This window comes from Micromonospora sp. NPDC005979, assembly GCF_040614415.1.
Classification (GTDB): domain Bacteria; phylum Actinomycetota; class Actinomycetes; order Mycobacteriales; family Micromonosporaceae; genus Micromonospora.
Genome location: NZ_JBEXUR010000001.1, coordinates 628094 through 647855, shown reverse-complemented (window position 1 = coordinate 647855; position 19762 = coordinate 628094). Strand labels below are relative to the sequence as shown.

The following is a 19762-nucleotide window of genomic DNA, read 5'->3' as shown; positions in this document are numbered from 1 at the left end:
GTGATAGAGATGCGAATGACGAGGCCACCACGGATGGTGGTGGCGGTCGCGGTCGCGAGCGTCCTCTCCGTCGCGACCGTGCTGACGGGGCTGATCACCAACGAGGCGTCGGCGCAGCAACGGTGGCCCGGCTGGCTGGAGCTCATTCGTACCCACCCGTGGCATTCGCTTGGTCTGCTGGCGTCACTCCTGGTCGGCCTGACCGTCGTCCTCACCGTGCTGCCGGAGAACGCGACGAAAGCCACCAGCTTTCCAGGGATGCCGGCGGACGCCGATACCGAGGGAGCGACGCTCCCGCCGGGCGAGACCGGCCCGGCCGGCCTCGCGGGGTCCGCGGAGATGGCGCCGCCCATGGATCGACCAGAGGAGCAACGGGATCGGTTGAAGCTTCTCTCGACCGAACTGGTCAACCGGCTCGGACGGAGAAGAACCGCGTACCCCCTTGATCTGAGCCTGGCGGAGCTACACCGGATGGATCTGTTCGTGCCGGGCCGACTTGCCCGCTACCAGGAGCGGATCACGGGCGCGGGCGAGCAGGCGACGGCGGCGCTGGCGTCCCACCTCCAGGCTCGCGAATCCGTCCTGCTCCTCGGCGAGCCGGGGTCGGGAAAAAGCCTCTCGCTGTACGGCGTAGCGCTCGCTCTCCAGCAGGTCGGAGTGCTGCCGGTTCCACTTCGGGCGCTGGACGCGCCGGAGGTTCTCGCCGAGCTGCGCGGGGCGGGTTTCGACACGACCGCCATGTCGGAGGTGGTGTTGCTGGTCGACGGCCTCGACGAGGCGAGCGACCTGGTCGACGGCGAACCGCTCGCGACCGCGCTGCTGGACCTGTTCCGATGCGCCCCGGCCCTGGTCACCTCACGCATCAGGGAGTACGAGGAGTGGATCGTCTTCGAGACCACCTCGTTCACCTTCGACCAGGTCTTCGTGCTGAGGAACTGGTCGGTGGAGGTCGAGTTCGCCGACTATCTGGTCCGGTTGCAGCGGCAGAGACTGATCGCCGACCCGGACCTCTACCGGACGGTGGTCGCCTCGGAACGGTTGACCCGACTTGTGCAGCGTCCCCTCTATGCCAGGATGCTGACCCTGATCGGCCCTGACGCCGCGACGCGGATCAACAGCGCAAGCACCCTGTACGGCGAGTACCTGAACCGACTGAGCCGCGCGACGGACCTCGCGGTGCGCGGCAGCCATCCCCGCTGGAGCGGCCACTCGTTGCCGGTCTGGCAGACGGCGGCCTGGCTCGTCCACGCCCGTGAGTTGCCGGCCGACGCGATTCCGATGGCAGAACTGCTCGCCACTCTTACCCCGGGTCGCGCGCGTAGCGCCGAGATCAGAGTCCTCGACCAGGTGATCGACCGCCGTACGGTGCACGGCACCGAGGTCGGCGAGTTCCTGCACTACTCGTTCTACGAGTATCTGCTCGCCCGGGACATCCGTGACCATCTGCTCGCTGCGCTCTCCCCCGAGCAGGCAGTCCTGTTGCTACGACGAGACCTGAGCAGGGAGGTACGGCATCATCTGATCGGCCAGCTTGCGGAGTTGGCCGACCACCGGCTCGGCGAGCGGCTGGCCGGACTGTACCGGCAGCTCCGTGACGAGGCGGGTCTCGACACCGCTGACCGGCTCACCGTGTGCAACCTGCTGGTCTACCTGATCTCGCGCACGAGCCCATCGGCTCCGGAGCACCTCGACGCGCTGCTGCACCAGGAGCGGGACGAATTTCTGTTGAGTTCGATCCTGTGGGCGTTGTGCCACCACCGGTCGGACTCGGCACTGGCCCGTTTCTTCTCGATGTTGCAGTACGACTCGGCGTTCCGGGCGTGCAGCCGCGGCTACGTTCTCTACTACTACGGGGACGTCCGAGCGGGCCGGCCACCGTTCCTGGACCTACCGCCGTACCCGCCACACGAGCGCACCACGGCCCGCGTCCTGGCGATTTTCGAGAGTACGACCTTCCAGGCAATTCCCGCACAACGCCGCTACGTCGACCTCTACACCTTCATGGACATCTATCTTGTACGCCATGAGGTCATCGATGGTCGCCGCCTGTCCACACTTCGATCGGCCGTCGATGCGCTGTCCGGACAGGACCTGACGCGCGAGATGAGTGAGAAGCTGTCCGAAATGCTGCAGGCGATCTCTCGTCGACCCATAGCGGACGCGAGCTCGGCGTCGTTTGCGGAATGAGCAGGTTAAGCTACGCGACCACGGGAGAGGCCAGCTCGTGAAACTCTTTGTCTGGGATTTGCACGGTGTCCTCGAACGGGGCAACGATCGAGCCGTGGTCGACATCTCCAACGAGGTGCTATCGACCTTCGGATACGCGCAGAGATTCGGGTACGAAGACGGCCGACGCCTGTACGGTCACAAGTGGTACGAGTACTTCGCCACCCTGCTGCCCGCCGAGAGCCACCGCCGGCACCTGGAACTGCAGGATGCCTGCTTCATCCTGTCCGAGGAGCGACCTGAGCTGCAGTATCGCTGGATGACTCCGACCCCGCACGTCGCCGCGGTGCTGAGCGCCGTCGCCGCCAGCCACCAGCAGATCGTCATCTCGAACACCCGCCCCGGCACCCTCGACATGTTTCTGAAATTGCTGGACCTGACGGACCACTTCGTACCGGGGCGGGCCTTCGCCGTGGACCAGCATGTGCGTGATGTGAAGACCACCAAGAGGGACGTCCTGGCCGGCTATCTCACCGGGCAGCCGACCTTCGACGAGATCGTGATCATCGGAGACTCGGCGAGTGACATGCGGTTGGTTGAGGTCGCCGGCGGGACCACCTACCTCTTCGCTCATCCCGATTTTGCATTTCGCAACTGCAATGCTGACTTCCGAATCAGGGACCTGCGAAAGGTTCTCGACCGGATATAGACGGCGGCATTCGTACTCCTTAAACTGAGCGCAATCGATGCCTCACGGAGTGCGAGGTCACCCATGGCATCAGCACGAGCAGATCGGCCATTCCCACTGGACCGGCCGCCACCGTTCTGTGATGCGGTGATCGTCGTTCCGCCACCGTCGCCATCGGACACCAACCCTCCGCTGGGTCCGGCGATCCTCGCGACTGCCGCCGCCCGCAGCGGTTTCTGCGTACAGGTGCTGGATCTCAATATCCTCCTACTGCGCCGCTTCACGAACCAGTCGGCTGGCCCTGGCGGCACACTCGGTGACCACGGCAAGGACCGGTCGAGCGTGGCGGCCGCGGCGCGGTGGCTCTTCGCTCAGACAGGTCTGCGGGACACTCCCCCGTTACACCTGCCCGACACCGCGGACCCGGTGGCCGGCATGCACTACCCACTTGCCGCCATCACGGCCGCCGTAGCGGCTGCCACCACCGATCCGGAGCCATGGCGGACCTGGCTCGAACAGCAACTCCGAGCCACCTGCGACCGCCCGCCGACAGTGGTGGGGGTGTCCGTGATGGGGCCCTCCCAGGTCTTTGTCGGCCTGCTCGTGCTGCGATTGGTCAAGGAGATCTGGCCGGGCACGACGACGATGCTCGGTGGCAGCCACGTGACCCTGCTGCGGGGCGAGATTCGCCGGGATACGGGGCTACGGGAGTCAGCCGACCTCGTGCTCACCGGTCACTGCGAGGACGAGTTCGTGGCGGCCCTGGCGCGGCTGAGCCCGCGCGGCATCCGGCGACCGATGCTGCCGGTGCACCTGCCGGCCGACACTCCGTTCGAATACCTGCCCACGTTCCACGCGCGGCAGCTCGCCCACTACGACAGACGATCGCTGACGCTTCCGGTCCAGTTCACCCGGGGGTGCTCCTACGGACGGTGCACCTTCTGCACCTACCCGGTGGTCGAGCCGCAGACCACCCCGCTGAGGGCGGAGGCCGCGAGCCGGACGATCACCGCTCTGGTCCGCGCGCACGGCGTCAGTCGCTTCTCCCTGAAAGACTCGCTGTTCACCGCGCCGATGATGCGCGCCCTGGCCGAGGCGTTACGGCGTGAGTCGGTGGACGGCGTGCGGTGGAGCGCGACGACGAAGGCCAGCCGGGCCCTCATTCCGCTGGCCCCACTCCTGGCCGAGTCGGGGCTCGCCACGGTGGAGATCGGGGTGGAGACGATCAGCCGGGCCGGTCAACGGCTCTTCGACAAGCCCGCCGAGCCCGCGATGATCGAAGAGCTGACCCTGGCGTTGGCGGAGGCGGGAATCACCGTGGTGCTGAACTTGATCTTCGGGCTCCCGGGCGAGCAGGAGCAGGAGGCGCGGACCCAGCTGGCTTGGTTTCTCCACCTCCAGGCGGCGGCACCGGTCGACCGGGTGGACTGCTCGTTGAACATGCTGGAGATGGTGCGCGGCGCACCGATGGTCGCCAGTCCGCCACCGGGAGTGGAACTGCGTGGGGTTGCCCCCTGGGCGTTCAGCTACGACTGGAACGCCCCCGCGTGGCGGCGTGCCTTCGCCGCCGGCCTGGAGCGCGTGGAACGCGCACGCGAATGGAGCAGCCGGTCCCGCGATCCTGCTTCTGGTCGAAGGGCATCGAGGTGACGTCCACGCGGCGGACAACGGTCCGGAGGAGCTACCGTGCGGTCAGCGCGGTGGTCGGGCGCTGTCGCGGACGACGAGTTCGGTGGCGAGTTCGATGCGGGGGCTCTCGGTCTTCTCGCCGCCGGCGAGCCGCAGTACCGTCCGGGCGGCCAGCATGCCCATCTCCGCGAGGGGTTGACGGACGGTGGTCAGCGGTGGGGAGCACCAGCGGACCTCGGGCAGGTCGTCGAAGCCGATCACGCTGATGTCGTCGGGCACCCGCAGGCCCCGTTTGCGGACGGCCTCGTAGACGCCGAGCGCCATCTGGTCGCTGGAGGCGAAGATGGCGGTGGGTGGGTCGGGCAGGGCCAGGAGCTGCGTACCCGAGGTGAAGCCGGACTCGTGGTAGAAGTTGCCGGGCCGGATGAGGGCGTCGTCGACGGCGATGCCGGCGTCCCCCAGAGCCGCGCGGTAGCCGTCCATCCGGGCTCGGCTGCACATCAGGTGCGGCGGCCCGGCGATGAAGCCGATACGCCGGTGACCGAGGCCGATCAGGTACTGGTTGGCGCTCAGGCTGCCCGCCCAGTTGGTCGCGCCGATGGTGGGTGACTCCTGCGGGTCGACGCCGGCGGGGTCGATGATGACCACGGGCAGGTGCAGTCGGCGCAGCTCCGCCTGTAGTGGAGGGTTCACCATCGAGGTCACGAAGATGACGCCCTCGGTGGATCGCGTCCGCATGTTGTCGAGCCACTGCTTGGCCGAGGAGATGCGCCAGTGGATGGCGGAGACGACGGTGCCGACGCCGCTGGCGCGGGCGACGTCCTCCACCCCGCGAATGATCTCCACCGCCCACGGGCTGTCCAGGTCGTTGAAGACCAGGTCGATCAGCGCGGCCTCGGTACGCCGGGCCTGGGTCCGTCGGCGGTAGCCGTGATGGTTGAGCAGGGCCTCGACGCGCTCCCGGGTCTCGGGAGCGACGTCGGTGCGACCGTTGATGACCCGCGAGACCGTGGGCACGGAGACACCGGCCAGTCGCGCGATCATCGCGATGGTGACGTTTCGGCCGTTGTCGGAGCCCACGGTCCGCTCCTTTGTGTGGCGGGGCGTTTCAGGTCGGTCGGTGATCCGGTGTCGTCACCCCTTGACGCTGCCGGTGAGGCCGCCGATCAGTTGACGTTCGGCCACGGCGTAGAAGCCCAGCGCGGGAAGCATGGACAGGACGACGTAGGCGAGCACCCGGGCGGTGTCGTCGGCGTACTGCCCCTGGAACGCCTGGACCCCGACGGGCAGGGTCCACCAGCTCTGATCGCTGAAGACGACCAGCGGGAGCATGAAGTTGTTCCAGCTCGTGACGACGGCCAGGACCGAGACGGTGGCCAACGCGGGGCGGGCCATCGGCAGCAGGACCCGCCAGAAGAACCCGAAGGAGCTGCAACCGTCCAGGACGGCGGCCTCCTCCACCTCGGCCGGGATGGTCCGGAAGAACTGACGCAGGATGATGATGGTGATCGGCAGCCCGAAGGCGGCCTGCGGCAGGATGACGCCGAGCGGGTTGTCCAGCAGGCCGATGGAGCGCAGCAGGACGAACAGCGGCAGGATCGCCACCGCGAACGGGAACATCAGGCCGATCGCGAACAGGGTCACCAGGAACTCGCGGCCCCGGAAGGCGTACCGGGCGAAGACGAACGCGGCCATCGCCGCCGCGGCGACCACGATGAACGTGCTGGTGACGGCGATGAGCAGGCTGTTGCCGAGCTGCCGCCAGAACACGCCGGAGGCGAACAGATCGGTGTAGTTCGACGGCACCCAGGGGTCGGGCAGGCCCAGCGGGTTGGTCGACAGCTGGCCGTTGTCCTTGAAGCCACCGATCACACCGAACCAGACCGGCACGACGATGAGCGCGCCGACGCCGATGCAGACGAGGTGCAGCACGATGCTGCGGGTCCGCTGGGCGCTACTGGTCTTGGCGGTCATCGCTGGCCTCCCTGGTTGGTGATCGCGCCCGCGGTGTCCCGACGCAGGACGACGCGCTGGTAGAACAGGGCGAAGACGAGGCTCAGCAGGAACATGACCATGCTGATCGCGCTGGCGTAGCCGACCTCGAACCGGCGGAAGCCGAACTGGTACATGGTGACGGCCATCGTCTCCGAGGAGTGGATCGGACCGCCGCCGGTGAGCACCCAGACCATGTCGAACAGTTGGATGGTGCCGATGACCGACAGGAAGATGCTGATCCGGATCGTCGGCCCGAGCAGCGGCAGGGTGACGTGGCGGAAGGCCTGCCACGCGGTGGCGCCGTCGGTGACCGCGGCCTCGGACAGCTCCTTCGGGATGCCCTGCCGGGCCGCCAGGAAGAGCATCATGTAGAGGCCGAAGTACTTCCAGGACACCACCAGGAAGACGGCGTACAGCACGGTGGACGGGTCGGCGAACACCGCGCCCGCCTCCGCGCCGAGGAACTTCGAGACCGACTCGCCCAGACCCCGGTTGGGCGAGAACACCAGGGTGAACAGGACCGCCGTGGTGACCTCGGAGAGCACGTACGGCGCGAAGAAGATCAGCCGGTAGGCGGCTCGGCCGCGCAGCGGCTGGTTGAGCAGCATCGCCAGGGCCAGCGCGGCGGGTAGCTGCACGGTCAGCGACAGCAGCACCAGCACGAGGCCGCGCCACAGGTCGCCGCGGAAGGTCGGGTCACCGAAGGCGCGGGTGTAGTTGTCCAGCCCGATGAAGTTCTCCGGCAGCCCGAAGCCGTTCCACTTGTAGAGACTGGCGTAGGCGGCCACCAGGATGGGCGTGATGACCAGCAGCAGGAACAGCGTCAGGGCGGGCGTCAGGAAGACGGCGAGGACGCCACCCCGCCCCGGCCGGGGCTGGCGGCCGCGCCGTCGCGCGGTGCCCGGCCCCGGTGCCGGCGGATCTGTCGCCGTGTCGCCGCGCCCTGTGTACGACACGGTCGATGGCCTGGTCATGCCTGCTCCACTCGGTTTCTATCGCCGGCTACGGATGGGTACGGGGTCACGATCAGACGGTCTTCGCCACCTGCGTGATGTCCTTGAGGATCGCGGCGGGCGCCTTCTTGCCCGCGATGATCTCGGCGACGCTGTCGTTGATCTGCTGCCCGAGCGCGGGCGCGTACGCCTGGTCGAGGTAGAGCTGGAAGCCGGTGTTCTTGGCCAGCGTCTCCGCGACGACCTTGTTGTTCGGGTCGCTGATGGCGTCGGTGGCGTCCTTCACCGTGGGCAGGACCGCGCCGGTCTTGGCGGACCGGCGCTGGTTGTCGACGCTGAGCAGGAACTTCAGGAAGTCGATCGTGGCGGGCGGGGCGTCCTTGCCGACGGCGAAGCCGTTGCCGCCGCCGAACACCTCGGTGGCGGTGCCCTTACCGCCGTCGACGGCGGGGAACGGGAAGAAGCCCAGCTTGTCGCCGATGCCCTTCTTGCTGGTCGAGCTGGAGGCCTGCACCGCCGGCGCCCACTGACCCATCAGCTCCATGGCCGCGCCGCCGTTGCCCATGGTGGCGGCCTGCCCGTCCGGGGAGCCGTACTCGGCGCCGAGGAAGCCCTTCTGGAAGGGTTGCAGGTCGACGAGTTCCTTGAGCCGCTCACCCGCGGCGGCCAGGTCGGGGGTGTCGAAGTTCTTGTCGTCGACGGCCTTCTGCAACGCGCCGACGCCGCCGATACGCATCGCCAGGTACGACCAGTAGAAGTGGGCCGGCCACTTGTCCTTGCCGGCGATGGCGACCGGGGTGATGCCGGCGGTCTTGAGCTTGCGGACCGTGTCGAGCAGGGCGGCCCAGGTGGTGGGGGGCTCGGTGATGCCGGCGCGGGTGAAGAGTTCCTTGTTGTACCAGAACCCGACCATGCCGATGTCGAACGGGATGCCGTAGATCTTCCCGTCGATCGTGTACGGCCCCATGGCGGCCGGCAGGATGCCGCTGACCAGGTCCTTCACGTCGTCGGTGAGGTCCTTGACCAGACCGGCGTCGACCTGCTGCTTGAGCACGCCGCCGCCCCAGGACTGGAAGAGGTCCGGCGGGTCGCCGGCCTGCGTGGCGGTGGTGAGCTTGGCCTTGAACGCCTCGTTCTCCAGCGGCTGGATGGTGAACGTGACGTTGCTGTGCGCGGTCTTGTACTCGTTGGCCATCGCGGCCCAGACCGGCAGCATCGGCTCGGTGTTCTGGATGTGCCACCAGTTGATCGTCTGCGCCGCGTTCGGGTCGCTTGACTTGTCGTCGCCGCTACAGGCGCTGAGCAGGTAGGCGCCGGCGCCGGCGCCGGCGATGCCGAGCAGCGATCGGCGGGAAAGGTGCGCTGTCATGATCCATCCCTTCGGGGACTCACGGTGTGCTCGGACGCCGGCCGAGCCGGCAAGGGTTCGAACCTGGATCTCCGGAACTTTCATTGCTTCGTCGGTATTACCGATCGATGGCCGGGACGCTACGAGCAGTTCCCCCAGCGGTCAAGACCCCTGTCCTATCGCGATAAGACCGGCTACCGTACGAGGGGCTTCCAGTGATCTGGTCCCCGCAAGTTTCCGGAAGTTTCACAGCCGCACCGCACAGAGGAGCCCCCGTGTCGACCGACACCGCTGACGTGGCGACCGCTGCCTGGTCGATCCGCAACCCCGTCCTCGCCGGGTTCCACCCGGATCCGTCGATCCTGCGCGTCGGCGATGACTTCTACCTGGCCACCTCGACCTTCGAGTGGTATCCGGGGGTACGCGTGCACCACTCGCGCGACCTCGTGAACTGGCGCCCACTGGGTGGGATCATCACCGACCGCCGCCTGCTGGATCTGCGCGGCTGCGGCGACTCCAACGGCGTGTGGGCGCCCGACCTGACGTACCACGACGGGGAGTTCCACCTCGTCTACAGTGACGTGGCCAGCTTCGCCAGCGGTTACTGGGACCCGCAGAACTTCCTGATCACCGCGCCCGACATCGCCGGGCCCTGGTCCGACCCGGTGAAGCTGCACGGGCGTGGCTTCGACGCCGCCCTGTTCCACGACGACGACGGCACCAGTTGGCTGCTGAGCATGAGCGCGGACTGGCGTCCGGGCCGGGACCGCTTCGGCGGTATCGAGATCCAGCAGTACGACCGGGCGGCGCGGCGTCTCGTCGGCCGACCCCGCATCCTGTTCACCGGCACGCCGGTCGGGGTGACCGAGGGGCCGCACCTGTACCGCCACGACGGCTGGTACTGGCTGATCACCGCCGAGGGCGGCACGAGCTGGGAACACCAGGTCACCGTGGCGCGCTCGCGGGAGTTGTTCGGCCCGTACGAGGTGGACCCGGACGGGCCGCTGCTCACCTCGGTGGGCCGCCCCGACCTGCGCCTGCAGAAGGCGGGGCACGGCAGTCTGGTCCAGACCCCCGACGGTGGGTGGTACCTGGCCCACCTGGTCGGTCGCCCCTACTCACCGCTGGGCAACTGTGTGCTCGGGCGGGAGACCGCGATCCAGCGGGTCGAGTGGCCGGACGGTGGTTGGCCCCGCATCCCCGGAGGGGTCCCGGCCGAGGAGGTCGTCGCTCCGGACCTGTCGCCGCACCCGTGGCCCGAGGAGCCCGCCACCGACGACTTCGACGCCGCCGAACTGGAGTCCTGCTGGTCGACGCTGCGCCGGCCGGCCACCCCGGACTGGGTCGATCTGCGCTCCCGGCCCTCGCACCTACGCGTGCACGGTGGACAGTCGCCGGTGGGTCGCCAGGCGCCGAGCCTGGTCGCGCGACGGGTCGGGGCGACGCACTGCTCGCTGGAGACGGTCGTCGAGTTCGACCCGATCGACCACCGGCAGCTCGCCGGGATCACCGCGTACTACAACACCCTGAACTGGCACCACCTCTACCTGACCCGCGCCGACGACGGCCGTACGGTGTTGGAGCTGCTCAGCTCCGACAACGGCCGGCGCACCCCGTACCCGGAGCTGACCGTCGACGCCAGTGGTGTCACCCGGGTCGGTCTGCGGGCGGTGTTCGACGGGCCGGTGGTCCGCTTCGACTACGACCTCGGAGCCGGGTGGCAGCGCCTGCCCGTCGACCTGGACGCGACCATCCTGTCCGACGAGCACGCCGCGTTGATCATCGACGGGGAGCCGGCGGCGTGGGGCTTCACCGGCGCCTTCGTCGGGTTGTGGGTGCAGGATCTCGGTGGTGACGGGGTGTTCGCCGACTTCGACCACGCCACCTACCGGGAGCACTGACCACGCGAGCGCCTCACGGCCGTCGGGCGACTGCGCGCAAGTCGCCGAGGGTGGTGCGAAAGCCGTTGCCCGACGCCGTCGCGTCCTCGGCGCGCAGGCCGGTGACGGCCATGGCCTGCGAGCGGGTGGCCGCGACGGCGTCGTCGTCGCCGGACCCGGTGACGTCGAAGATGCCGAAGTCGCCGCTGAGCGTCCGGTACGTCGGCGTCGCGGCCCCCGCGTCCTGGGACAGGTAGAGGACCACGTGCTGACCCACGTCGAGGGTCGACATGTGGGCCATGTCGGCCACCCCAGCGTCGAGGCTGGCGAGCGTGATCGACGCTCCGGGGCGTACCCCGGAATCGGTCCTGGCCCGCAACACCTCGTCGACCCGGAAGCCGGCGGACGCGACCTGGCCGCGTACGACCAGGTCCGCGGCCTCGGTGAGCTGCTGCACCGTGCCGTACCCGCGCAGCTTTCCCCGTGCCGGCGCGGCCGGCGCGCTCGCCGTCGGCGCGACCGCGCCGCTGGTGGTGGGCGCGGCGGCCGGCTCCGCGCCGTCGGCGCTGGCGCAGGCCGACAGCGCCGCGACGGCGAGCACGGCGGTCGCGGCGGCCCACCAGGGCAGGGTACGGCGGAGATCGACTGCCATGGAACGCTCCTCGCGATCGGTGGCGCTGCTGACGCACACGGGTTTGTGCGCTGGCAGGCACCGTCGGGGCCCGCGCGCGGGCTGACGATAGCGACCGACGCGCACGGCCGCACAACGGCCGGATGAACAAATGATCTTCGTCTCCGACGTGTCGCGTCGCGGCGTCACGACCCGGCCGGGCCGGTCACGCCGGCTCGCTCGCCAACCCGTCCAGGTGACGCAGCGCCCGCCTGGTCGCGTCCTGGTCGGCGGGCAGCAGCGGCAGTCGGACCGCCGGGGTCGGGATGCGTCCCCGCGCGTGCAGCACCGCCTTGATGACGGTCGGATTGGGGCCGGCGAACAGCGCGGTCGACAGGCCCGCGAGTCGATGACCGAGCGACCGCCCACGGACGACATCGCCCGCCTGCCAGTGGCTGACCAGCCGGACGAACTCCGCCGCCGCGACCTGGGCCGAGGCCGCGATGGCACCGTGCGCGCCGAGGGCCAGCAGCGGCGAGAGGAGCGGATCTTCACCACCGAGTACGGCGAAGCCGGGCGGAATGTCGGCGAGAAGGTCGACCGTGTCCGCGTCGATCCCACCTGTGGCGTACTTGACGCCGAGGACGCCGGGCACCCCGGCGAGCCGGCGGAGGTCGTCGGCGTCGAGTTGCTGCCCGGTCCGGTACGGGACGTGGTAGACGACCAGCGGCACCGGGCTCTCCTCGGCGAGGTGGGCGAAGTGGGCGAGCACTCCCGCCGAGCCCGGACGGAGAAACGGGGGTACGAGGCTCAGGGCCGCCGTCACCTCGGGCCGCTCCCCCAGGGCGCGGACCGCCGCGACGCTGTTGGCGCCGACGAGCAGGCGCGCGCCGCGTTCACGGCACACCTCGGCCAGGACGTCGAGGACCACGCTCTGCTCCTCGTCGCTGAGGGCGGCCGGCTCGCCCGTGGTTCCCAGCGCGACCACACCGGCCGCGCCGACGTCCAGGGCGTCGAAGGCCAGGGTGGTCAGCGCGTCGACGGCGACGGCTCCGGACCCGTCGAACGGGGTGATCAGGGGCACGTACAGGCCGGTCAGGGTCATGCCCTCACTCTCGACGGACCGAACCGGGTAGGTCCAGTTCCGATTACTCACGCAATACCTAAGCTGAGCTGATGCTTGACGTCCGTCGCCTCGTTCTGCTGCGGGACCTGGCCCATCTCGGCACCATCGCCTCAGTCGCCCAGGCACACGCCTACACGCCGTCCGCCGTGTCGCAGCAACTGGCCGCCCTGCAACGGGAGGCCGGCACCCGCCTGCTGGAGCGCACCGGCCGCCGGGTCACCCTCACGGCGACGGCGACCGCACTCGTCCGGCACACCGAGGTCATCCTGGCCGCGTTGGAAGCCGCCGACGCGACCCTCGCGGCCGCACGCACGGGACTGCGCGGGAGCGTACGCATCGGCGCCTTCCCCAGCGCCGTCCGCACCCTGCTCCCGGCGGCGCTGGTCGCCCTGGCCCGCGACCATCCGGCGCTCGACCTGATGATCACCGAGTTGGATCCGGTCGACATGCCGGCCGCCCTGCGGAGCCGGCAGCTCGACGTCGCGCTGCTGCACGACTACGACATGACGCCGGTCGCGCCCGATCCGGCGCTGGACTCGATCGCGCTGCTGGAGGAGACCGTCTACCTCGCCGTACCCCCTGGGTTCGTGCCGGACGGCGGCGGCGCCGGTCCGGTCGGCGAGGCGCGCGACGCAGAGTGGATCGTCGGTAGCACCGGGACGCTCTGTCACTCGGTCGCGCTGCACGTCTGCCAACTGGCCGGCTTCGCCCCGGCGGTACGGCACCACGTGGACGACTTCACCGCCATGCTCGCCCTGGTCGCCGCGGGCGAGGGGGTCGGGCTCGTGCCACAGCTCGCCATCACGCGGCCCTCGCCGCCGGTTCGCCTCCTCCCGCTGGCCCTGCGCCGTCGCACGAGAGTCGCCTACCGCAGGGGTGCCGGTTCGCACCCCGCGGTGCTGGCATGCGTCTGGGCGCTACGCAGAGCCACCACCGCCCTGCCCGGTTCAGCCGCGATTGACAGTTGATCGACATACTGCTATCTGTTAATACAGTTTTCTGATATTCGGGGTGCCCCGGCGCCCTCCCCCACGCCGGACACCCGACCGGTCGGCGGCATGCCGCCCCTTTCCCCCGAGGAACACCATGGTGCGCAAGAGAACAGCCGCCTACGCCGTGGGCACCCTGCTGATCGGCGTCGCGGCGGTCGGCTACGGCCTGCCGTCGGCCAGCGCCGCGACCGCCGGCCCGATCACCGGCCTGGCCGGCAAGTGCGTCGACGTGGCCGGCGCCAACTCGGCCAACGGCACAGCGGTGCAGCTCTACGACTGCAACGGCAGCGCGGCCCAGACGTGGACGGTGGGCAACAGCGACAGCTCGATCCGCGCGCTCGGCAAGTGCCTCGACGTCACCGCCGCGTCGACCACCAACGGCGCCAAGATCCAGCTGTACGACTGCAACAACACCGGCGCCCAGAAGTGGACCGCCGGCAGCGGTGGCGCCCTCGTCAACACCGCCTCGGGCAAGTGCCTCGACGTGACCGACCGGAGCACCGCGAACGGCGCCCGACTACAGATCTGGACCTGCGGCGGCACCACCAACCAGCAGTGGACCCTCCCCGGCGGCGGCACCCCCACCCCCACGCCGACCGCCAGCGGCTCCACCGGCACCAACCTGGACGACCCGGCGAAGAAGGACGTCGCCATGCAGCTCGTGTCGGCGGCAGAGAACTCCTCGCTCGACTGGCGAGCCCAGTTCTCCTACATCGAGGACATCGGCGACGGTCGCGGCTACACCGCCGGCATCATCGGCTTCTGCTCCGGCACCGGCGACATGCTCGAACTCGTCCAGGCGTACACGAACACCAAGCCCGGCAACGTGCTGTCCGGCTACCTGCCGGCGCTGCGCGCCGTCAACGGCACCGCGTCGCACTCGGGCCTCGACCCGAACTTCACCCGCGACTGGCGCACCGCCGCCAACGACTCGGTGTTCCGGGCCGCGCAGGAGGCCGAACGGGACCGGGTCTACTTCAACCCGTCGGTCCGCGACGGCAAGAACGACGGGGTACGCGCACTCGGCCAGTTCGCCTACTACGACGCGGCGGTCATGCACGGGTACGAGGGCATGCGCCAGATCCGCAGCCGCGCCCTCACCCGGGCCAAGCCCCCGGCGCAGGGCGGCGACGAGCGGACCTGGCTCAACGCGTTCCTCGACGAGCGGGTCATCGAGATGAAGAAGGAGGAGGCCCACTCGGACACCTCCCGCGTAGACACCGCCCAGCGGGTGTTCCTCAACAACGGCAACTTCAACCTGAACACGCCGTTGGCCTTCGCCGTCTACGGCCAGCAGTTCCGCATCAGCTGACCTGCCGGCGGCGCATCGCGCGATGACGACATCGATCGCGTCGCCACCCCTGCCCAGGCGGGCACGGGTGGCGGCGCGATCATCGTCTGACCGTCGGTCCGATGCAGCGCTAAGGTGCCACGGTGGTGGTGAACACGGTGGAGAAGTTCGGCGCGGACGACTTCCTCGAACGCGTATGGGATCTGCCGACAGCGGTCAGCGAATCGCTCCGTCCGCTCGTTCAGATGACGCCTGAGGGCTGGGTCGTGGACGCGTGGCCCATGACTGCGCAGCTTGCTGCGATCGTGCAACCGTGGGTGGACGAACCCGTCGATGTGGAGTCAGCTTGCTGGTTCGTCAGCTCCGCGCAGCATCGGCGCGATGCCGGCGGCACGCCGCCAGCGACCGCTTGACGCTCCCGCGAGCCGTCCGTCTCGGCAGCCGCCGAGGATCGGCACCGTTCGGACATCCAATCGATCATGATTACGAAAAGTGTCGTACACCTGTTCTAATCTCAGATCATGGTCGAGGAGCTGGCGCAGGCAGACGCGGCGGTCGCCGCCTGCCTGGACGCGTCCGCCTGGAGCCTCGCCGAGCACGAACTCGTCGCTGCGCTCGACGCCACACACCGCCTCGCGCAACGCCTCGCCGCGCTCGAGCTGGCCCTCGTTCGCGAGGTCGACGGCCGGGGCATCGCCCGCGCCCACGGCGCGTCCAGCACCACGGTCTGGTTGCGCGAACGCCTGCGCCGCACGATTCCCGCCGCCCGGCGGCTCGTCGACCTCGCCGCCGCCCTCGACAACGGCCACAACGGTGGAGTCCGGCAGGCGTTGGCGGACGGGAACATCACCGCCGAGCAGGCCCGCGTCATCACCGACACCGTGACCACGGTGCACTCGGCCGCCGGTGCCGCGATCGCCGACAAAGCCGTCGGCGTCCTCGTCGAATGGGCCGGACAGTTCGACCCCACCCTGCTGCGAAGGATGGGCACCCGCATCCTCGACCACGTCGCACCGGATGCCGCCGACGCCGCCGCGAAGGCCGCGCTCGACGCCGACGCCCGCCGAGCCGACCGCGACCGGCACCTGACGGTGTCCGAGCAGACCGACGGCCGACTACGCCTCACCGGCATCCTCGACGCCGAGACCGCCGGCCTGCTGCGCGCCGCCATCGACCCGCTCAGCGGCCCCACCGGCCCGGACGACACCCGTACGCCGGGCCAACGCCGCCACGACGCCCTCGCCGACGTCTGCCGACTCGCCCTCCGCACCGGCGACCTACCGGCGAACGGCGGCGAGCCCGCCCAGATCGTCGTCACCACCGGCTACGACAGCCTGAGTCAGCAGCTCGGCGCCGGCGCCCTCGACACCGGCCTCGCCCTGACCCCGCAGACGGTACGTCGGCTCGCCTGCGACGCCGCCATCCTCCCCGCCGTTCTGGGCGGCAACGGCCAACCCCTCGATGTCGGCCGGCAACGCCGCCTCATCACCGGTCCCCTGCGGCGCGCCCTCGTGCTTCGCGACCGTGGCTGCGCCTTCCCGGGCTGCGACCGGCCACCGCGCTGGTGCGACGCCCACCACATCCGTCACTGGGCCGACGGCGGGTCCACGAGCCTCACCAACGCCGTCCTGCTCTGCGGCTACCATCACCGTCGCATTCATCAGGGAGAGTGGACGGTCAGTCTGGGCAGCGACGGTCGACCGATGTTCGTCCCGCCGGCCTGGCTCGACCCCAACCTGATCCCCCGCCGCAACCACTACCACCGGCGCTGCTGAGGCTTGCTCCGCAGAGGCGGCCGAGCCATGGCGGTGGCCTGGTGTGCGGCCGAGCCATGGAGGTGACCACGCCGCCGAGAGGGGAATGCTCAGCGACACCAGTGCTGGCGCGGCGCCAGCCCTTCGCGTCGCAGCCAGTGTTCCGTGTAGACGATCCGCTCCGCCTCGACGACCACCAGGGTGTCCTCGGGAGGCTCGGACAGCGGTCGTCCCCGCTCGGCGTGCTCGTTCTCCCAGCGGAGCGCCTCCCAGTAGTGCGCACGGTCCGGATGCCCCGGATCGAGCACCCGGGCAGATCCGAACACCTGAGCCCCACGGCTGCTGGCCAACCCGACCAGGGGCGCGAAGATCCCGACGGACACTCGCGGGTCCGCGGCGATGTTGCGCATCTTCGGCGAACGCGGCGCGGCCGTGAACAGCACGGCGAAGCCCAGGTGGTAGTACCGCACCGGCGTGGCCAGCGGCCCGTCCGGGCCCGTGGTCGCGAGCACGCACATGTTCTGCGACGACAGCAGGTTGAGGATGCGCTCTTCGAGCCGTTCACGATCGAGCTGCCCGGCCGGCGTGGGTCCGGCCAGCCATGGATTCGTCAACGGCATGCGGTGGCCCGGATCATGACGAGCACCCTACTCACACGGTCCACCCGAGCAGTGACCACGATCGGGCAGGACACGGCCCGAAGGCGGTGACAGGGCAGCGGGGTCAGGCTCGCGCAGAGCCCACCGGGCCGTCGTGTCCCGACGAGCCGCCGACTTCGGCGTCTCGCCAGTGGGGTGGGCGGCCGCTGGCCCCACCCAACCACACCGACAGGGGCCGTTGGTGTCGTCCCATGGACCGGCGCATGGCGTTGACCAGGTCCAGTTGCCTCTGGGCTGGCACCACCATCGCCTGCTCGAAGTCCCCCTGCGACAGCGGCGTCGTCGTGGTGTCCACGTCGGCGGTGGCATCCAGGAATCCCCGTACCGCCCGGCCGAAGTCGTCGATCGCGGTAGCGACCGCGTTCGGGGCGACCAGGCTGGCCGACATCAACGCCGTACTCCAGGCTCCCCAGTCGTAGTCCCAGGCCGTGCGTCCCAGGTGGGCGCGACGCAGGATCATCGAGAACGTGGCGTACTCGCGCAGCAGATCCTGGTAGGCCACGAGTTGGCGGTCTCGTAGCCAGTACCGGTCCTGCGCACGCCGGGTGAGCATCCCGCCGACGACGACGCCGACGGTTGCCGAGAGCGCGCCGCCCACGGTCGTGACGACGATGCTCAGCAATTCCATCGACTCTCCCCGTGAACGCGCGCACCGCGGCTTGACCTCAAGCTCGGATGAGGTCCTAGCCTCCGACATCGGAGGTACGCATGAGCATGGAAGTTACCGCGTGGACGTCCCTGCGCCACGCGATGAACGCGCGGGACGAGCGACCGCTGTCCCGCGCCACCCTGAAGCGGATCGGGCGGTTCGCCCGGCCACACCGCGCCCTGATCGTCAGATTCCTGCTGTTGAGTGTGGTGACGGCAGTCCTCACGGTGGCGTCGCCGATCCTCGCCGGTCGGGTGGTCGACGCGATCGTCGACGGCGCCGACGGCGGCGTCGTGGTCCGGTTGGCCGTACTGATCGCGGTGATCGCCCTCGCCGAGGCCGGCCTCGGGCTGGTGACGCGATATCTCTCCGCCAGCATCGGTGAGGGGCTGATCGTCCAACTACGGACGGCCGTCTTCGACCACGTGCAACGTATGCCGGTGGCGTTCTTCACGCGGACCCGGACGGGCGCGCTGGTCAGCCGCTTGAACAACGACGTGATCGGCGCGCAGCGGGCCTTCAGCGACACCCTGTCCAGTGTGGTCGGCAACGCGGTCACACTGATGCTGACGTTGGCCGTCATGCTCAGCTTCTCGTGGCAGATCACGCTGTTGGCGCTCGTCCTGCTGCCGATCTTCGTGCTACCCGCCCGCCGCATCGGTTCGCGGCTCGCCCGCTTACAGCGTGAGGCGGCCGAGCACAACGCGGCCATGAGCACCCGGATGACGGAACGGTTCTCCGCCCCCGGCGCCACCCTGGTCAAGCTGTACGGGCGGCCGGCCGAGGAGTCCGCCGAGTTCGCGGCCCGGGCACGGCGGGTACGGGACATCGGCGTCCGTACGGCGATGTTGCAGTGGGTCTTCATCACCGCGCTCACCGTCGTCGGCTCGCTGGCGTTGGCCCTGGTCTACGGGCTGGGCGGCCTGTACGCCCTGCGGGGCAGCCTCGACGCCGGGACGGTGGTCGCCCTCGCGCTGCTTCTGTCGCGCCTCTACGCACCGCTGACATCGCTGGCCAGCGCCCGGGTCGAGGTGATGAGCGCGCTGGTGAGCTTCGAGCGGGTCTTCGAGGTCCTCGACCTCAGGCCGCTGATCCTCGACAAGCCCGACGCCCGGCCCCTTCCCGACGGGCCGGTCGCGGTCGAGTTCGACGGGGTACGGTTCGGCTACCCGGCCGCCGACCGGGTGTCCCTCGCATCCCTCGAGGACGTGGTGAAGCTCGACACGCGTGGCGGCGAGGACGTCCTGCACGGGGTGTCGTTCCGCGCCGAGGCGGGCCAGATGGTCGCGCTCGTGGGCTCCTCCGGGGCGGGCAAGTCGACGATCGCGCAGTTGGTGCCCCGCCTGTACGACGTCGATGACGGGACCGTGAAGCTCGGCGACGTCGACGTGCGCGACCTGTCCGCCGAGTCGATCCGGACGGCGCTGGGCGTGGTCACCCAGGACGGGCACCTCTTCCACGAGAGCATCCGCGCCAACCTGGCGTTCGCCCGGCCCGACGCCGGTGAGGACGAGATGTGGGACGTGCTGCGGCGGGCCCGACTCGACGAGCTGATCCGTACGCTTCCCGACGGTCTCGACACCATCGTCGGCGAACGCGGCTACCGCCTGTCCGGCGGCGAGCGGCAACGGTTGACCATCGCGCGACTGTTGCTGGCCCGGCCGCGCGTGGTCATCCTCGACGAGGCCACCGCGCACCTCGACTCCACCTCGGAGGCGGCGGTCCAGGACGCCCTCGCCGAGGCCCTGACCGGCCGCACGAGCCTGGTCATCGCGCACCGGCTCTCCACCATCCGCGCGGCCGACCAGATCCTCGTCGTGGAGGCCGGCAGGATCGTCGAACGCGGACGACACGGCGACCTGCTCGCGGCGGGCGGTCGCTACCACGAGCTGTACCGCACCCAGTTCGCCCAGGACCAACCGACGGTCCACGAACAACGCGTGCCGATCTAGCCAGCGTGCCCACCGAAGACCGCGCCCAGCAATGCCCCGGACGGCACCAGCGCCAAGGGCCGCGCGACCG

The 19762-nt window shown here is 69.7% G+C and carries 17 protein-coding genes; 9 read left to right on the top strand and 8 right to left on the bottom strand.

The window, feature by feature from the left end:
* Positions 1 to 15: 15 nt before the first annotated feature.
* The 3 genes from ABZ272_RS02610 to ABZ272_RS02600 all read left to right on the top strand — a co-directional run bounded on the left by ABZ272_RS02610 (position 16) and on the right by ABZ272_RS02600 (position 4504).
* Positions 16 to 2187, top strand: a complete 2172-nt coding sequence (locus tag ABZ272_RS02610; protein WP_355048129.1) for a hypothetical protein — start codon at positions 16 to 18, stop codon at positions 2185 to 2187.
* A 37-nt stretch (positions 2188 to 2224) separates the two neighbouring features.
* The gene (locus tag ABZ272_RS02605; protein ID WP_355048128.1) at positions 2225 to 2875 is read left to right on the top strand and encodes an HAD family hydrolase; all 651 of its coding nucleotides are present in this window, start codon (positions 2225 to 2227) and stop codon (positions 2873 to 2875) included.
* Positions 2876 to 3001: 126 nt separating this feature from the next.
* Entirely contained in the window at positions 3002 to 4504 is a 1503-nt protein-coding gene (locus ABZ272_RS02600) for a B12-binding domain-containing radical SAM protein (RefSeq protein WP_355048127.1), read from the top strand.
* Between the two features lie 42 nt (positions 4505 to 4546).
* Here the strand turns inward: ABZ272_RS02600 and ABZ272_RS02595 are convergent, their stop codons facing one another.
* Genes ABZ272_RS02595 through ABZ272_RS02580 form a run of 4 tightly spaced genes read right to left on the bottom strand, consistent with a single transcriptional unit; the run spans position 4547 to position 8800 of the window.
* Complete coding sequence (locus tag ABZ272_RS02595) at positions 4547 to 5563, bottom strand: LacI family DNA-binding transcriptional regulator (RefSeq protein WP_355048126.1); 1017 nt, start codon at positions 5561 to 5563, stop codon at positions 4547 to 4549.
* A gap of 54 nt (positions 5564 to 5617) precedes the next feature.
* Complete coding sequence (locus tag ABZ272_RS02590) at positions 5618 to 6457, bottom strand: carbohydrate ABC transporter permease (protein WP_355048125.1); 840 nt, start codon at positions 6455 to 6457, stop codon at positions 5618 to 5620.
* Positions 6454 to 7452 (bottom strand): sugar ABC transporter permease, encoded by a 999-nt coding sequence (locus ABZ272_RS02585; RefSeq protein WP_355048124.1) that lies wholly within the window; start codon positions 7450 to 7452, stop codon positions 6454 to 6456. The genes ABZ272_RS02590 and ABZ272_RS02585 overlap by 4 nt, the downstream gene beginning before the upstream one ends.
* 52 nt (positions 7453 to 7504) lie before the next feature.
* The gene (locus tag ABZ272_RS02580) at positions 7505 to 8800 is read right to left on the bottom strand and encodes an extracellular solute-binding protein (protein WP_355048123.1); all 1296 of its coding nucleotides are present in this window, start codon (positions 8798 to 8800) and stop codon (positions 7505 to 7507) included.
* Between the two features lie 254 nt (positions 8801 to 9054).
* On the opposite strand from ABZ272_RS02580, the gene ABZ272_RS02575 reads away from it, so the two are divergent.
* A complete protein-coding gene (locus ABZ272_RS02575; RefSeq protein WP_355048122.1) occupies positions 9055 to 10680 on the top strand; it encodes a glycoside hydrolase family 43 protein in 1626 nt (541 codons plus the stop codon).
* Positions 10681 to 10693: 13 nt separating this feature from the next.
* Here ABZ272_RS02575 and ABZ272_RS02570 read toward each other — a convergent pair whose 3' ends face one another.
* Both ABZ272_RS02570 and ABZ272_RS02565 read right to left on the bottom strand, forming a co-directional pair.
* Entirely contained in the window at positions 10694 to 11311 is a 618-nt protein-coding gene (locus tag ABZ272_RS02570; protein ID WP_355048121.1) for a hypothetical protein, read from the bottom strand.
* Between the two features lie 184 nt (positions 11312 to 11495).
* Positions 11496 to 12374 (bottom strand): dihydrodipicolinate synthase family protein, encoded by an 879-nt coding sequence (locus ABZ272_RS02565; RefSeq protein ID WP_355048120.1) that lies wholly within the window; start codon positions 12372 to 12374, stop codon positions 11496 to 11498.
* A gap of 71 nt (positions 12375 to 12445) precedes the next feature.
* On the opposite strand from ABZ272_RS02565, the gene ABZ272_RS02560 reads away from it, so the two are divergent.
* The 4 genes from ABZ272_RS02560 to ABZ272_RS02545 all read left to right on the top strand — a co-directional run bounded on the left by ABZ272_RS02560 (position 12446) and on the right by ABZ272_RS02545 (position 16453).
* Positions 12446 to 13363: a LysR family transcriptional regulator gene (locus ABZ272_RS02560; RefSeq protein WP_355048119.1), complete on the top strand. Its 918-nt coding sequence runs from the start codon at positions 12446 to 12448 to the stop codon at positions 13361 to 13363.
* Positions 13364 to 13481: 118 nt separating this feature from the next.
* Entirely contained in the window at positions 13482 to 14699 is a 1218-nt protein-coding gene (locus ABZ272_RS02555; protein WP_355048118.1) for a chitosanase, read from the top strand.
* 122 nt (positions 14700 to 14821) lie between these two features.
* Positions 14822 to 15091, top strand: coding sequence for a hypothetical protein (locus tag ABZ272_RS02550; protein WP_355048117.1), 270 nt, complete (start codon positions 14822 to 14824; stop codon positions 15089 to 15091).
* 108 nt (positions 15092 to 15199) lie between these two features.
* Complete coding sequence (locus tag ABZ272_RS02545) at positions 15200 to 16453, top strand: DUF222 domain-containing protein (protein WP_355048116.1); 1254 nt, start codon at positions 15200 to 15202, stop codon at positions 16451 to 16453.
* A gap of 89 nt (positions 16454 to 16542) precedes the next feature.
* On the opposite strand, the gene ABZ272_RS02540 is transcribed toward ABZ272_RS02545, so the two are convergent.
* Entirely contained in the window at positions 16543 to 17052 is a 510-nt protein-coding gene (locus ABZ272_RS02540; protein WP_355048115.1) for a pyridoxamine 5'-phosphate oxidase family protein, read from the bottom strand.
* A 103-nt stretch (positions 17053 to 17155) separates the two neighbouring features.
* Complete coding sequence (locus tag ABZ272_RS02535) at positions 17156 to 17719, bottom strand: hypothetical protein (protein ID WP_355048114.1); 564 nt, start codon at positions 17717 to 17719, stop codon at positions 17156 to 17158.
* 80 nt (positions 17720 to 17799) lie between these two features.
* Here ABZ272_RS02535 and ABZ272_RS02530 point away from each other — a divergent pair, with 80 nt between their 5' ends.
* Positions 17800 to 19692, top strand: a complete 1893-nt coding sequence (locus ABZ272_RS02530; RefSeq protein ID WP_355048113.1) for an ABC transporter ATP-binding protein — start codon at positions 17800 to 17802, stop codon at positions 19690 to 19692.
* The last annotated feature ends 70 nt before the right edge of the window (positions 19693 to 19762 follow it).